12 protein-coding genes and 2 pseudogenes are annotated in these 12,647 nt (G+C 67.1%); 6 read left to right on the top strand and 8 right to left on the bottom strand.

All coding sequences use genetic code 11. The features are described from left to right. Nucleotides 1-4: 4 nt before the first annotated feature. Nucleotides 5-736, top strand: a complete 732-nt coding sequence (locus ACIRA5_RS22575) for an ABC transporter ATP-binding protein (protein WP_352046536.1) — start codon at nucleotides 5-7, stop codon at nucleotides 734-736. Between the two features lie 89 nt (nucleotides 737-825). On the opposite strand, the gene ACIRA5_RS22570 is transcribed toward ACIRA5_RS22575, so the two are convergent. Then, nucleotides 826-1,653, bottom strand: a complete 828-nt coding sequence (locus tag ACIRA5_RS22570) for a chitosanase (RefSeq protein ID WP_403693226.1) — start codon at nucleotides 1,651-1,653, stop codon at nucleotides 826-828. Nucleotides 1,654-1,673: 20 nt separating this feature from the next. Continuing rightward, a complete protein-coding gene (locus tag ACIRA5_RS22565; protein ID WP_403693224.1) occupies nucleotides 1,674-2,621 on the bottom strand; it encodes a rhomboid family intramembrane serine protease in 948 nt (315 codons plus the stop codon). Nucleotides 2,622-2,778: 157 nt separating this feature from the next. Here ACIRA5_RS22565 and ACIRA5_RS22560 point away from each other — a divergent pair. Further along, nucleotides 2,779-3,036: pseudogene (locus ACIRA5_RS22560) on the top strand (VWA domain-containing protein); the annotation flags it as partial. 673 nt (nucleotides 3,037-3,709) lie between these two features. Here the strand turns inward: ACIRA5_RS22560 and ACIRA5_RS22555 are convergent. Continuing rightward, nucleotides 3,710-3,961 (bottom strand): GntR family transcriptional regulator, encoded by a 252-nt coding sequence (locus ACIRA5_RS22555; protein ID WP_403693223.1) that lies wholly within the window; start codon nucleotides 3,959-3,961, stop codon nucleotides 3,710-3,712. A 115-nt stretch (nucleotides 3,962-4,076) separates the two neighbouring features. Between ACIRA5_RS22555 and ACIRA5_RS22550 the strand changes: the two genes are divergently transcribed. Beyond that, on the top strand, nucleotides 4,077-4,298 hold the full coding sequence (locus tag ACIRA5_RS22550; protein ID WP_403693221.1) for a hypothetical protein: 222 nt from the start codon (nucleotides 4,077-4,079) through the stop codon (nucleotides 4,296-4,298). Beyond that, nucleotides 4,295-4,510, top strand: a complete 216-nt coding sequence (locus ACIRA5_RS22545) for a hypothetical protein (RefSeq protein WP_403693219.1) — start codon at nucleotides 4,295-4,297, stop codon at nucleotides 4,508-4,510. The genes ACIRA5_RS22550 and ACIRA5_RS22545 overlap by 4 nt, the downstream gene beginning before the upstream one ends. A 657-nt stretch (nucleotides 4,511-5,167) precedes the next feature. Here ACIRA5_RS22545 and ACIRA5_RS22540 read toward each other — a convergent pair. The 5 genes from ACIRA5_RS22540 to ACIRA5_RS22520 all read right to left on the bottom strand — a co-directional run bounded on the left by ACIRA5_RS22540 (nucleotide 5,168) and on the right by ACIRA5_RS22520 (nucleotide 11,551). After that, nucleotides 5,168-5,641 carry a hypothetical protein gene (locus ACIRA5_RS22540; RefSeq protein WP_403693218.1) on the bottom strand — a complete coding sequence of 158 codons (474 nt, stop codon included), beginning with the start codon at nucleotides 5,639-5,641 and terminating at the stop codon, nucleotides 5,168-5,170. 549 nt (nucleotides 5,642-6,190) lie between these two features. Next, a complete protein-coding gene (locus tag ACIRA5_RS22535) occupies nucleotides 6,191-6,565 on the bottom strand; it encodes a hypothetical protein (RefSeq protein ID WP_403693217.1) in 375 nt (124 codons plus the stop codon). 17 nt (nucleotides 6,566-6,582) lie between these two features. Further along, nucleotides 6,583-9,258: a phage/plasmid primase, P4 family gene (locus tag ACIRA5_RS22530; protein WP_403693216.1), complete on the bottom strand. Its 2,676-nt coding sequence runs from the start codon at nucleotides 9,256-9,258 to the stop codon at nucleotides 6,583-6,585. 258 nt (nucleotides 9,259-9,516) lie between these two features. Beyond that, nucleotides 9,517-9,660, bottom strand: a complete 144-nt coding sequence (locus tag ACIRA5_RS22525) for a hypothetical protein (protein WP_403693214.1) — start codon at nucleotides 9,658-9,660, stop codon at nucleotides 9,517-9,519. A gap of 406 nt (nucleotides 9,661-10,066) precedes the next feature. Then, the gene (locus ACIRA5_RS22520; protein WP_403693212.1) at nucleotides 10,067-11,551 is read right to left on the bottom strand and encodes a recombinase family protein; all 1,485 of its coding nucleotides are present in this window, start codon (nucleotides 11,549-11,551) and stop codon (nucleotides 10,067-10,069) included. A 45-nt stretch (nucleotides 11,552-11,596) separates the two neighbouring features. Here ACIRA5_RS22520 and ACIRA5_RS22515 point away from each other — a divergent pair. Together ACIRA5_RS22515 and ACIRA5_RS22510 are read left to right on the top strand one after the other, a co-directional pair. Beyond that, nucleotides 11,597-12,070 (top strand): annotated as a pseudogene (locus tag ACIRA5_RS22515) (VWA domain-containing protein); the annotation flags it as partial. Beyond that, entirely contained in the window at nucleotides 12,067-12,627 is a 561-nt protein-coding gene (locus tag ACIRA5_RS22510) for a HutD family protein (RefSeq protein ID WP_403693210.1), read from the top strand. The pseudogene ACIRA5_RS22515 and the gene ACIRA5_RS22510, both read left to right, overlap by 4 nt. The last annotated feature ends 20 nt before the right edge of the window (nucleotides 12,628-12,647 follow it).

Below are 12,647 nucleotides of genomic sequence, written 5' to 3'. Positions count from 1 at the left end.
GTCGATGACGGAGAACACCGGCACGCGGTCCGGTGCCGCCCTCGTGGGCGAATCCGCCGACGAACCGATGGTGCGGGTGGAGAACCTGCACCACTCGTACGGCACGGGCGCCGTGGCCGTGCACGCGCTGCGCGGGGCCTCCTTCGAGCTGCGGCGCGGTGAACTCGTCGCCCTCAAGGGCCGGTCGGGCTCCGGCAAGACGACCCTGCTCCATCTGATCGGCGGCCTCGACCGCCCGGACCGCGGCCGCGTCCTCGTCGACGGCACCGACCTGTCCGCGCTCGGTGAGAACGAGCTGCTGGAACTGCGCCGCGACCGCATCGGCTACATCTTCCAGTCCTTCGGACTCATCCCCATCCTCACCGCGGCCGAGAACGTGGGAGTGCCGCTGCGGCTGCGCAGGGCCGATCCCCGCGAACGTGAGGAGCGCGTGGCCCTGCTGCTCGCCCTCGTGGGGCTCGCCGACCACGGGGCCCAGCGCCCGTCGGAGCTCTCCGGCGGGCAGCAGCAGCGGGTGTCCATCGCCCGCGCCCTCGCCAACCACCCGGCCCTGCTGCTCGCCGACGAGCCGACCGGACAGCTGGACGCGCAGACCGGCCTGGCGGTGATGGAGCTGCTGCGGGCGGTGGTCGCCAGTGAGGGCGTCACGGCGCTGGTCGCCACGCACGACCCCCAACTCCTGGGCCTGGCCGACCGCGTACTGGAACTGAGCGACGGCGAGGTCGTCGAGCACTGACGGCGCCCGCCCGACCGGGCGCAGGGGCGGCACCTCGGCGGAGGGGCCCAGGCACCGTGGGGGAGGGCCCAGGCACCGTGGGGGAGGGGCTACGGCACCTGGTACGTCTCCCCGTACACCTTCCACTCCAGCGGTGTGCGCAGGTCCAGGTTCCCGTCGTACAGGAACATCCGCTGGGCCGTGTCGATGCGGGTCGTGTCGTGGTGGGCGCTCTCGGTCTTCATCGCCGCGCGACGGACGTCGAGGAAGATGTCGAGGTAGGTCTTCTCGGAGCCGCCCTCGGCCGGGGTGTCGGCCTGGGCCATGGCACGGGTGCGCAGGTCGTAGAAGCCGCCCGCGCCGGTGCCGGGCCCGTGCATGACCATGGCGTCGTAGTAGATGAACTGGCCCAGCGTGCCGAGGCCGTCGAGTTTGGCGCGGCGCACCGCGGGGTCGAAGTAGACGCGGTCCCGCTCGGCGTCCTGCGCCCTGCGGAAGGCGGCCACCGAGGCCTCCTTGCGCCAGGCCGCCACGAAGCCCGGGCCGAGACCCTCGTGCGAGTCCGTCCCGTCGACCTTGCGCAGGGCGGGGAGGTAGCGGGCGAGGCCGTTGTCCGGGTGGTCCTTCGTGTAGCCCTCGACCAGGACGAGCAGATCGTGGGTGCCGGTGCAGAAGCCGATCAGGCCCGCCGTGTAGCCCTGGCCGTCGCCGATGTCCTCGATGTAGGCGTACGCGCTGCGCCAGTCGAGCGTGGAGTTCTCCGCGCTCGCCACGAGCTTCTGCGCCAGCTCCTTCTTGTCCGGGGCGGCGAGGCCCGCGCCCGCCGCGCGCCCGGCGGCCCCGCTCGCGTCCGTGAGTCCCGGGGCGAGGAAGCAGACCGCGACCGCGACCGCGACCAGGGGCAGGACCGCGAGCAGGAGGAGCCGAGCACGTTTCATGGGCTCAGAGTAGGGAGCGCTCAGGCCGCTCCGCTCGTCAGCCCGGACACCTTGCCGACGGCCGCGATGACCAGCAGCGCCAACAGCGCGGCGCACGCCACCGCTTGGACGAGCGCCCGGCGGCGGTCCCGGGGCGCGTACGCGTAGGCGAGAGTGACCACCCCGCCCGCCAGCAGTCCGCCGAGGTGGCCCTGCCAGGAGGTGAGTCCCGCCGAGACGAGCAGCCACAGCAGCAGGCCCGCCATGAAACGGTTGACGGCGCTCATGTCGGCGCCCAGCCGGCGGGCCATGACGTAGTACGCGGCCCCCAGCCCGAAGATGGCACCCGACGCACCGAGCGTGGGCGTGTACGGCGCGATCACCAGCACGAGGACCGAGCCGCCGAGGGCGGAGAGCAGATAGAGCGTGACGAAGCGGATCCGGCCGAGCTGGGCCTCCACCACCCGGCCCAGGTTCCACAGCGAGACCATGTTCATCACGATGTGCAGAATCCCGAACGTGCCCTCGGTGGGCGGCAGATGGAGGAACGCACCGGTCAGCATCCGGTACCACTCCCCGTCGACCACGCCCTCCGGGTGGAAGTCGTAGGGGTGCTGGGCCTGCCAGACGTAGTGTCCGCCGTCGGGCCCCGCCAGCCCCGCGCCCAGCATCTCGAACCGGTCCACGATCGCCGGGCGCACCACCTCGCCCACATAGGCCAGCACGTTGAGCGCGATCAGGACGTACGTCACCACGGGCACGGTCGAGATACGGCCGCCGAACGCCGTGCGGGCCTGCCGGATCGAACGGGCGCCCTCCTTCACGCACTCCACGCACTGGTGACCGACGGCCGCCTCGCGCATGCAGTCCGGGCAGATATAGCGGTCGCACCGTGTGCAGCGCACATGGGACTCCACCTTGGGATGGCGATAGCAGGTGGTGACGGGGGATGGGGCGGACTCGGTGGACTCGGTGGATTCGGATTCCACGACCGGCTCCTCGCGGGTACGGAGATCAGGGGGACGATGAGCCGGTGGGGTCGGCGGCGAACAAAATAGCGAACGCCCATGTGGGAGGGGGACGGCAGGGGCTGCCGGTGCCGTAATCTCGGCGTTTCCGCAACCCTCGCGTGATGGGAGCCCCCGCATGGCCGGAATCAGCCTCACCAAGGTGGAGGAGACCGCGCCCGCGCTGGTCAGTCTGTACAAGAGCGCCGGCGTCTCCCTCACCAAGCACGGGCTGAGCGGACAGCGGGCCGCGGTGTACCTGGTCGTCGACTACTCCGGGTCGATGAAGCCGTACTACAAGGACGGCAGTGTGCAGGCGCTGGCGGACCGGGTGCTCGGCCTGTCGGCGCACCTCGACGACGACGGCACCGTCCCGGTCGTCTTCTTCTCCACGGACAACTCTTCACAGTTGGTACGACGGAGAGTGACCAAGGTGTGATCAAGGAACCCGCAGGTCAGAGCGATTCACTCAAGCGAATCGGACCATGATCGGCAAGGGGTGCTGAGCGGCACGCTTTCCGCTACGCCCCGTAGTTGGATTCCTCCCCGGCTGAGCGCCCCCGAGTGGGTCCAGTGCAGCCCCTGCGTCCCGGTGGCCAGCCATGGCGCCGGAGGCTGGCACGGGGCCACGGACGGCCAGGCTCACGCCGTAGTCGTGGGGCGTGATGTCGGTCGGCAAGCGCTCCATCCTGATGGACATCAGGTCCGAAGGCTGCGCGCCCGGTGGCCACATGCAGTTTCACAGGGCATACATGCATCACGCAGGCATGGCTGCATTGCCTGGCCTTGACTGTCACCTGGCCTGCCCGTTGCCTGCTTTGCTCTTCGTTGCTGAGCAACGAAGCACAGTCTGTACACATAGACAGAACTGGCAGGCCAGCGGCCTGGGCCAGGCCTGCGGCGGAGCTGGAGCAAAGCGGGAGCGAACGTCCCGCCGCGCCGCTGGCGCGCATCGCCGCAGGTCAGCGGGCTGAGTCCGGAGGGCTGACCCGGGGGTATTAAACCGGGGCCGCTGGGCTGGACTGGAGCACCCCCGCGCACGCGCGCCAGACCCCTCAGATTGTCGACATTTACGCCTGCGGCGGCTGGGCCTTGATGACGTAGACGCCCATACCCGCGACGGTCTCCACGAGCCCCTCATCCTTGAGTACCTGGATGGCCTTGCGCAGGGTGTCGCGGGCCACCCCGTAGGTGGCCTCCAGCTCGACCAGGCTCGGGATGCGGCGGCCAACGGGGATCGTGCCGTCCGTGATCTGCCCCCGTAGGTCGGCAGCGATCTGCCGGTACGGCGGTACGGGTCCCTCGCGGTCAATGGCACTCATGATCAGGACGTTAGGCGACTGCCCTGGTCCTGCCATAGCTACCGACAGGGGTAGTCGGGGGTAGTACGGTCGACCACGGAAGGACCCCGGCGAGTCGGATCAGGACTCCCGGGGCATGGCCAACCTGAGAGAGCAGGTCGACATGCCGAAAGCTACAGCCACCCCACCCGCGACCGAACCTCCGGCACAGGCCGCGTACAGCGCCCTCCTGGAGCATTGCGCGGGATGCGGCGTATGCCTGGCCCCCGAGCCCCCCGAGACGCTCTGTGTGGACGCAGAGCAGCTCTCCCAGGCCTACCGGCGGGCACGCCGCCAGGCTCGGGAGGACGCGTCGTGACCCCGCACGTGTGCCGCTACTGCGACGGGGTGATCACGGACTCTGCTGACGCGGTGGCCGTCGCCCATGACATGGGCAACTCCGGCCCCGGCTGGACCGTGTGGGCGCACCGCGACCATGCCCACCTGGTGGAGATCATCGACCCGGACCTACTGCGGATCATGACGCGCATCTGGGTTGCACGGCGGAGCGAGTCAAGTCCCCCGGCGTAGCCGCACTCCTGACACTGGGCCACCCCTCGCAGGGTGGCCCTTTGTGTGTCCGGGGCAGGGACGGGCGGGGAGGGCATGTGCAGGGGACGTGCAGACAGTCGTCTCAGTTCCGTGCCCAGCGCCTGCATTGCAGCTCAAATGCACTGCCTGACCGTAGAAATGTCGGCAATTGGTCCGCAGGAACGTCAATAACTGCACTGTGTGCATGAACTGGGTATTCCAGAGGCGCCTTTATGGGCATTTCAGAGTCCCTGGAATCGAACAAAGAAAATCCCCCGAGCCGCAACCTCGGGGGATCTCTTCTGTGCACCTACCAGGCTCATCACGCCCGAGAAGCCATGGCCTTATTACGGACCAGGAGTGAATTACCGGCAGGTGTCAGACCTGCTCAGTCCACCTGTCAGACCCGGGGGGTGTACGTCGCGTTGGTCTCGCCCATGGAACCGGAGCTGGGAGACTCCGTGTCCATGGCATTCGGTCCCGGTCGCTGCGCGCCGGTATTGGCACTGCCGAGCGGCTGCTGTGTCGGTGCCGCAGAACATCCGCCCTTCAGGGAAGCCATCGGCTGAGAGCTGCCCACGTGGCCAGGATCTCCAGAGAGATCCGTGCCGGGAACAGCTCGGGTGACAGTTCCCTCCGGGGAGGTATTGGCGTCCATCACTCCCAGCCCCTTCCGTTGTAGCTCGTGAGGTTCGCGTTGCCCTGGCTCGCAAGGTAGGCGGTCAATTCATCCGGGCTCTTGCACGCATTGATGCGGGCAATCTGCTCGCCATCAGTGCCCGCCGGAGCCGCAACACCAAGGACTCCCGATTCCCGCATCCGCTGCATGTCCAGCATTTCGGCCTGGGTGAACTGGGGCGGGCGGTACTGCTCTCGCGCCAGGACGTTGTTCGGCTGCTGGCTGTTCTGAGGTGCGTAACCGGGTGGCTGCTGGAGCAGATCGCGGTTCGCTTCCTCCAGCTCCGTCAGCCGTCGCTTCAGATCCTGGTTCTCTGCATCTACGCGCTGGGCGTAGTTCCGCAGACTCTGTCCCCCTCGCCTCTGCGAGGGCATCTGCGGCTCTTCTTCGTACTGCTCCTGATAGTCGGCGTAGCCATCGCCACCGCCGTAATAACCCATGTCGTAGCTCACGACACACACCCTTCTGCCACCACCTAGCTGGGGATCTAGGCGGGCTCCTCCGGTCTTTCTCTTTCAGGCGGGCCGGGTGGTCGCCGAAAGCAATCTACGGGATATCGGGACCCCCGAGCCGGCCGAGGCCTTTAGGGTCTCTGCCATTACTTCGAAGACCGAGCGCGAGAAGCGCTCGAAACCCTCGGTCTAGGCGACGACGTACGCCGCGCAGTAGGCCTCGAACTCCTCGGCCCTACGTGCAGCCTCCTCGCGCTTACCCGGCGCGAGATACCGGCCGGAAGACGGAGCAGTGTGCAACTCCCCCGGACGCACGTACCGCGTTAGCGTCGGGGCACCCTGGGAGTTCCACCACGTACGGCCGAGACGGTCATGGTGTGCCCATAGGTGGCCTGCCCTCAGTCGGCAGGGGTTATCGGTCTGGCGTGGCCGCGTAGCGGCGCACGTGGCGATCTCGGTGAGGGTGGCCATAGGATCGGCCTCCTTCTTCTACTGGCGTTGGAGAGGAACTGGATGCGTGGCCCCTGGATGCCCCCAGGGGCCACGTGCTTATGCGGCGGGGTCGTCGCTGCGGACAAACGCCCGGCCCAGGTCGAGCAGCGGACTCACTCCGCCATAGAAGGATTGAGCCCGGCTGTAGATGTCTTCGGCTATTCGGTCGAAGAGCCGGGAGGCGACGCGTCCCGCTGGCTCAGACTCACGCCTGACGGCCTTAACCAGACCTGCGGCATCGAAGATGACGGCCGCATAGGGGTAGCCGTTCGTGCGCTCCTCCACTCCCACTTGGACACGCGCCAGGATGCGCGAGGAGCTTTCGAGCCTGGCAATCAGTTCGGCCATCGGGCGCTCCTCCTGGGATACGCCGCAGTGGTAGGCGACCATCAGGTGGGACAGGTAGGCGCCATCAGTTTCGTGCGTGGTCATGCTTCTTCTCTCCTCGGTTATGCGGCGGGTGGCGTGTTGCCACCCGGGGGTACGAACGGACGGCCAGGGCGCGGGTCGCGCGCATGTGCGCGCGCATGAGGAAGGGGCTCGCCAGGGGAAGGCGGCTCGCTCTGACCAGGGATGTTCCCGATGTTCTCGATAGCTCCGTTCCTCCCGTGGAAAGCCTCTTCCTGTGGAGTTACCGGGGAATCGGGAACATCGAGAACATGATCTTGGTCGGCGGTCTCAACCCACTCGTCGGCGTCGTCCGCGACGGTGCGGAATCGGACGCCGGTCCATGCCTTGTAGGTGGCCCCGCCGGGGATGGTGAGGTACGGGTTCGTTTCCACTGCATGGCGCTGCCGTTGGCTGCGTGAGCGCTGCGGATTCGCCCGGACCTTCTTGTATTCGACGCCGTGTTCCTTCATCGCCTCATGGCTCTCGAAGCGGGCCGCGACGGTCCTCTCGCTCCAGGTGTTCATGCCTTTGCCGATGAGGTAGGCGTCCAACTCGTCCTTGAAGTCCCCGCCGTGGACGTGGTGGCCAGGCTCGAATATCAGCACGTCGGCACTGAAAGCCAGGACGACATCCAGCTCCCTACGCCAGTTCAGGGTGTCGGCCGCGACCCGCTCAGGAAGCGGCGGCATAACCCTCTCTGCCGCATACCAGCGCTGCGCGCCCTCAACGAGCCACGCGAGAGCCGCCGCGTGGATGTCCGGATCCGTCTCGCACCGATATTGCAGCCCCGGGTCCCCTGGCCGGTCGTAAGGCGTAACCATCGCCTCTCCCGGCTTTCGGAACCTATAGGGATAGACGGCCAGTGCCACCCGTCGCCATGAGCCGTGGTCGGTCTCCGTGATCTCCGGCCGGAAGTTGGTCGAGATGAACATGGCGTGCGTCGTGGTGAATTCCACCGAGTCCTGGCGCATGCGCCTGGCCTTGATTTTTGGTGTGCCAACCGTGCGCTTGAGCCGTTGCGTGTCCAGTCGACGGGCCTCCGGCGTTTCCTCCATGACCGCGTACCGAACCCCCATCAGGTCCATGAGTTCGGTCGGATGCGCCGATGGGTCGGCCATCAGTACGCGGTCTGAAAGCAGCGTGCTGTAGTCGCCCAGGGCATTCATGATCGTTTCGTTCTTGGTGGTCTTTCCGTTCTCTCCGGAACCCTGGGAGACCACCAAAACCCCGTCCGGTGGGCGGTAGCCCGTGGCCGCCTGGCCCTCCCGGAGTTGAAGCCATTCCCGCGTGTCCTCCGGCACTGCTTCCAATGCCTTGTCCCAATCCGGATGCCGATAGCCAGGGCGATACTCCGCGCCTGCAATCTTCGTCATGAGCAAGTCCGGGTCATGGGGCAGACGTTCGCCCGTGATCAGGTCCACCACGCCGTTCTGAGCGTTCAACTTGTCAGGGTCGCGGTCCAACTCCTCCGGCATGGTGAACACACCCTCGAAGCCCCTGGCCATCTTCAGGACGACGATCTGCTTGTCGGCCCTCAATGTCCGGCGCCATCCGGTGAGGACGTCCCCGGGGACGCTGCCCGGCTCCTGGCGCTCCTGGTCCAACGCACCCTTGTACTGCTGGACGGCCCACTGCCGGACTTGTTCAGCCACCTCCAACTCATCGCAGTTGCGCCACACCTGGCCAGTCCAGGCTTTCCATTCCAGGCCCGGCACGTAGCGATAGGTACCGGCCAGCACATTGGCCACTACGGATTCCGCCAGGTATGAATCCTCGAACTGATCGCTGGTACGTGGCGCAGCGCGTCGCATTCGTCGCTCCTCCCAAATCCAGGTCACATGCTCTGGCTTACCGATGTGCCGTAGGCCGTGGTCGACACCCAACCGGCCCCTTTCGGCGTGGTCCTGCCAGGTATCCACGGCCGCGTACAGCGCGGCCCGCAACTCGTCCTCCTGGAGCTGGTATGGGACGTAGTGGCTCAACTCCAGTGCGATTCCGTCGACCCAGGGTTCGCCGCGTCCGCCGACGGGCTCATCCCGGATCTCCTGGAGATAGGCGTCCATGCGCCTGCGCAGCCCCTCAGGGGTCCCCTGGAAGTCCTCCAGGATCTCTCCGGTCCGCCGGTCCACCGGAGGCGCGGTAGGCCGCCCTGGGGCCACGTAGAGCTTTCGTGGCTTACTCAGCTTCTCGGGGATCCACACGGGGAGTTCGGCAGGCTTCTCCCTGACCGTGACGCGGTACTGGCCGCGTACGTCGTTGTCCTCCACCACGGACGGTGCGGCAACGACGTACCCGCCATCGCCCCGGGTATCGATGTCCGGCCCGAGCCCTGCCTTATCGGTGCCCGTGGAGTTCTTGAGGCGAGGCTCCGGCATCTGGAAGTAGTGCTGCCAGCCACCGGACCATGTCTGCACCGTGTACGTCGACGGGAGTTCGCCGTACTCCTCGGTGAGGGACTTCAAGGTCTCGGCGCCAACCTTGTTGCCCTTCGTGTCCACGTCGACGGCGAACAGGTTCGAGGCGCCGGTAGCGATACCGATGTTGGCGTTCGGGTTCTCGGTCCACCACGTGGTGATGACGGCCGGATCGGTGGTGGCGTCCTTGAACCCGTTCTGGGTGGCGGGAACCTTCGAGAGCGGACGCAGAGGGAAGATGGCCCAGCCCATTCGGGCGTAGGTCAATGCCGCCCGGAGGAGAGGATTGTTCGAGGGCAGGCCCTCGATGGGGTATGCCATGCTTGATACATCGCATTCTGTGAGACCGCCCCGGTGGGATTCCTCTCCCTCTCCGGGGCGGTTTGCTGTTGCGGTCGTACCTGTCGCTGTTGCTGTCGGACCCGGTACTCAGACCCCCGCAGATAGCGAGGGCTCCTCTCCTCGAAACCGGTCCTAGGTACTTACGTCATGCCATGCTGGTTTTTCACCTTCCCTCGGGTCGCGGATGGTCGCGGGAAGTGCCTCGGTTACCTGAGCCGAGGCACTTCTGTTTCCGGCTCAGGCGCCGTCCTCGATGGCGGGGGACTCCGGGAACTCCTCGGCCTCCGAGACGGTCAACTCCGAGATCTCCTCGGTCTCGTCCTCGGTCGTGAAGACTGACCAGTCATTCCCGCCGACACCGACGTGCCCCGGCTCGAACATGGGTCATGCCGCCGTAGGCGGAGCCAGGAGCGAACGGAGCCGCTCTAGCTGTTCGGGGGTCAATGGGGGCGCAGCGTCGACTATCCGGCGGATGTGCTTTTCAAGCTGCATTGCAGCCAAGGTGCGCTGGTCGTCAGTGACGTCCGCGTCAGGGTTGTGCCGCCTGGTATAGGCAATGCGGGATCGGACTTGAGTCCATGTCTGGCCGGACTCTTCAACAGCCACGGTCTCCTCCGGAAGTGGCATAAGTGCACACCGACACCCCGTCGACGTGCACCGGCTCTCCTCCGGCCCAGAGACAATGCCTGCACCTTCCGACGGAAGCAAAACGAAGGCGCCATGTTCGCTTACAGCGAAAAACCCGCCCCTGGCATAAGGCCTGGGGCGGGCTCCGGTGTGCGCTGGGTCAGTTGGCCTGCACGAAATAGATCCGGTCCTGTACGGCCTCTGAGGGGCTGTCGGCCACGCGCCGGATGCGTACCTGGCCGAGGATCTCAGGGGAGAACAGCATGGCCGCGACGGCGCGTTGTGCGGTGACCTCCGTGGCCGTCCAGCGCTCCGCTGCACCGGGGCCAACCTCGAACATGGACGCCAGGGGATTCGGTGCGGTGAGCGCCCGTTCCCGCTGCTCCAGCTCCCTGATATCCGCCTCCAGCTTTCCGATTTTCCGGGCGATGAGCCGCGCCTCTGCCGGAGTCTCCGGGTCCTCTGCCTCGAAAGCCTCCAGGCTGGCCCGTGCGGTGGCGATATCGGCGCGCACGGCGGATACCTCGCCGTCGTCGCCGGAGGCGGACAGACCCGCTGCCACGTCCGCTCGTGACAGGTAGGCCAGGATCACGCCCGGGTGTTCCGCATCGCCGATCAGGAATGCGTCGGCGTCCGCCTTATCGATCCTCAGATGCGCGTACGCGTGGCAGACATACGCCGGACTGCGCTGATGGGAGTCGCCACCCTTGAAGACGGTCATGCGCCCGCCGCACACGTCACAGCGCAGCGTGCCTGTCAGCACATGGCGCACGCCATTCGTGGTGTGCGACTTTCGCGTGGGGTCGGCGAGTAGCCGTTGTACGGCCTCGAATGTCTCCGGCTCGATGAGCGGTTCCCAGTTGCCGGGGCGCTCACTGGCGCCGTGCACACGCACGCCGATGTACGCCTTACGCATGAGCATCTGGCGGAGGTTCTGCGGCGAGAACCGAACGCCACCCTCGCGAGAGACCACGCCCCTCCGCTCCCAGTCCATTGCGACGGACCGGATGGACTCTGCCGCCTTTTCAGGCCCCCCGAGCACGCGCCGGAACAGCTCCTGGACCAACGGCGCCTCATCGGGGTCCGGGTACTGCCGTACCGGCCGTGGACGGCCGTCGATCAGCTCATAGTCCCGGGCGTATCCGAATGGTGTCTTCCCGTGCGGTCGGCCTTCATCCAGTGCGGAGTTCACACCGCGCAGCGTACGGACGCTGAGGAGACGTGCCTCCTTTTCGGCATCGTTGATGCCGCCGATCAGGGAATGGCGGTCCTGGTAGTTGGCGGGGTTGTAGGTGTGCTCGTGCGAGGTGATGTGAATCAGGTAGCCGCCAGTCTCGGCCGCGTCGACCAGGGCCACGCCGTTGCCCGTCTCGCGGGCAAGGCGGGAGATCTCCCACAACACGAGCACGGTCCCCGGCTCACCGAAGTCTTTGGACTGGAGATCGGACATCAGCCGGTCGAAGTCGTCACGCCCCTTGCGTGCGAACTTGCTCGCGCTGCCCGTGTCGCGGTACGCCTCGCCCCATGTCCACGGGCCGTGTTCCTGCTCGGCCGATACGTTGTCCCGATGCTGATCTGTGATCGAGCGGGCGATGCGCCCCTTGCCCTTACTGACCCTGAGGTACTCGCGTGCGGTGGTCGTCATGGCCCCTCCGTGGTGTGCTCCTTCAAGGGGACCATAGGTGGAACTTTCTCCACGGACATCGACGCGGTCACGGACATCGCGCTCGACAACCATCAGGGGCGGGTGGAGAAGATCGTGGCCGGGCTCGGCCACATGGGGAAGACCAGTTACCACCTGGCCATGGACGCGGTCATCGACCACTACCTCGACAGCGGCTCCAAGGACCCCGCCCTGGTCGTCTTCCAGACCGACGGCGGCCCCATCAACAAGCTCGCCGCCGAACGGTACTTGTGCAAGGCGGCGAAGCTTCCGCTGTTCTGGCAGTTCATAGGGTTCGGTGACGCGGACAGCAAGCAGTTCGAGTTCCTGCGCACACTTGACGAGTTGCCGGTGCCGCAGAGGCGGGTCGTCGACAACGCCGGTTTCTTCCACGCCGGTTCGCAGCCTCGGGAGGTCTCCGACGCCGAGTTGTACGACCGGATCGTGGGCGACTTCCCCCAGTGGCTGACGGCCGCGCGCGAGCGGGGGATCGTCCGGTGACCGTGTGTGTCCTGCCGGCCGCCGGGCGGGTCGCCGTGCCCTGGAAGAACGGTGGCGGGGTGACGCGCGAGATCGTCGCGCGGCCCGAGGGCGCGGACATGGGGGACTTCGAGTGGCGGGTGAGCCTGGCCGACGTCGGCTCCGACGGGCCGTTCTCGGCGTTCGCCGACGTGGACCGGATCCTCACCATGGTCGAGGGCGAGGGCATGGACCTGACGGTCGGCGGTGAACAGCGCCGGGTGGACACGCGGTTCGTTCCGCAGCGCTTCCCCGGTGACCTGCCGACCGACTGCCGCCTGATCGGCGGCCCGGTCGTCAACCTCAACGTCATGTGGCACCGGGGCGCCGCCGCGACCCCCACCGTCACGGTCGCCGACCCCCGGCGGTCCCTCGCCCTCCCGGCGGGTCCGGCCGTCCTCGTCGTCGCCCTCGACGGCGCGGCCGAGGCGGGCGGGGTGACTCTCGGGCGCTACGACGCCGTGCTCCTGACGAACGAGAAGACAACACTCCACGCAACCGCCCGCACCGCCGTGATCACCCTCGCGTCGAGCGCCTGAGCCCCCGCCCGGTTTCTCGC

Source organism: Streptomyces sp. NPDC096311 (assembly GCF_044763085.1).
Classification (GTDB): Bacteria; Actinomycetota; Actinomycetes; order Streptomycetales; family Streptomycetaceae; genus Streptomyces.
The sequence above is the reverse complement of the archived record's forward strand: the minus strand, read 5'-3'. Positions and strand labels throughout refer to the sequence as shown.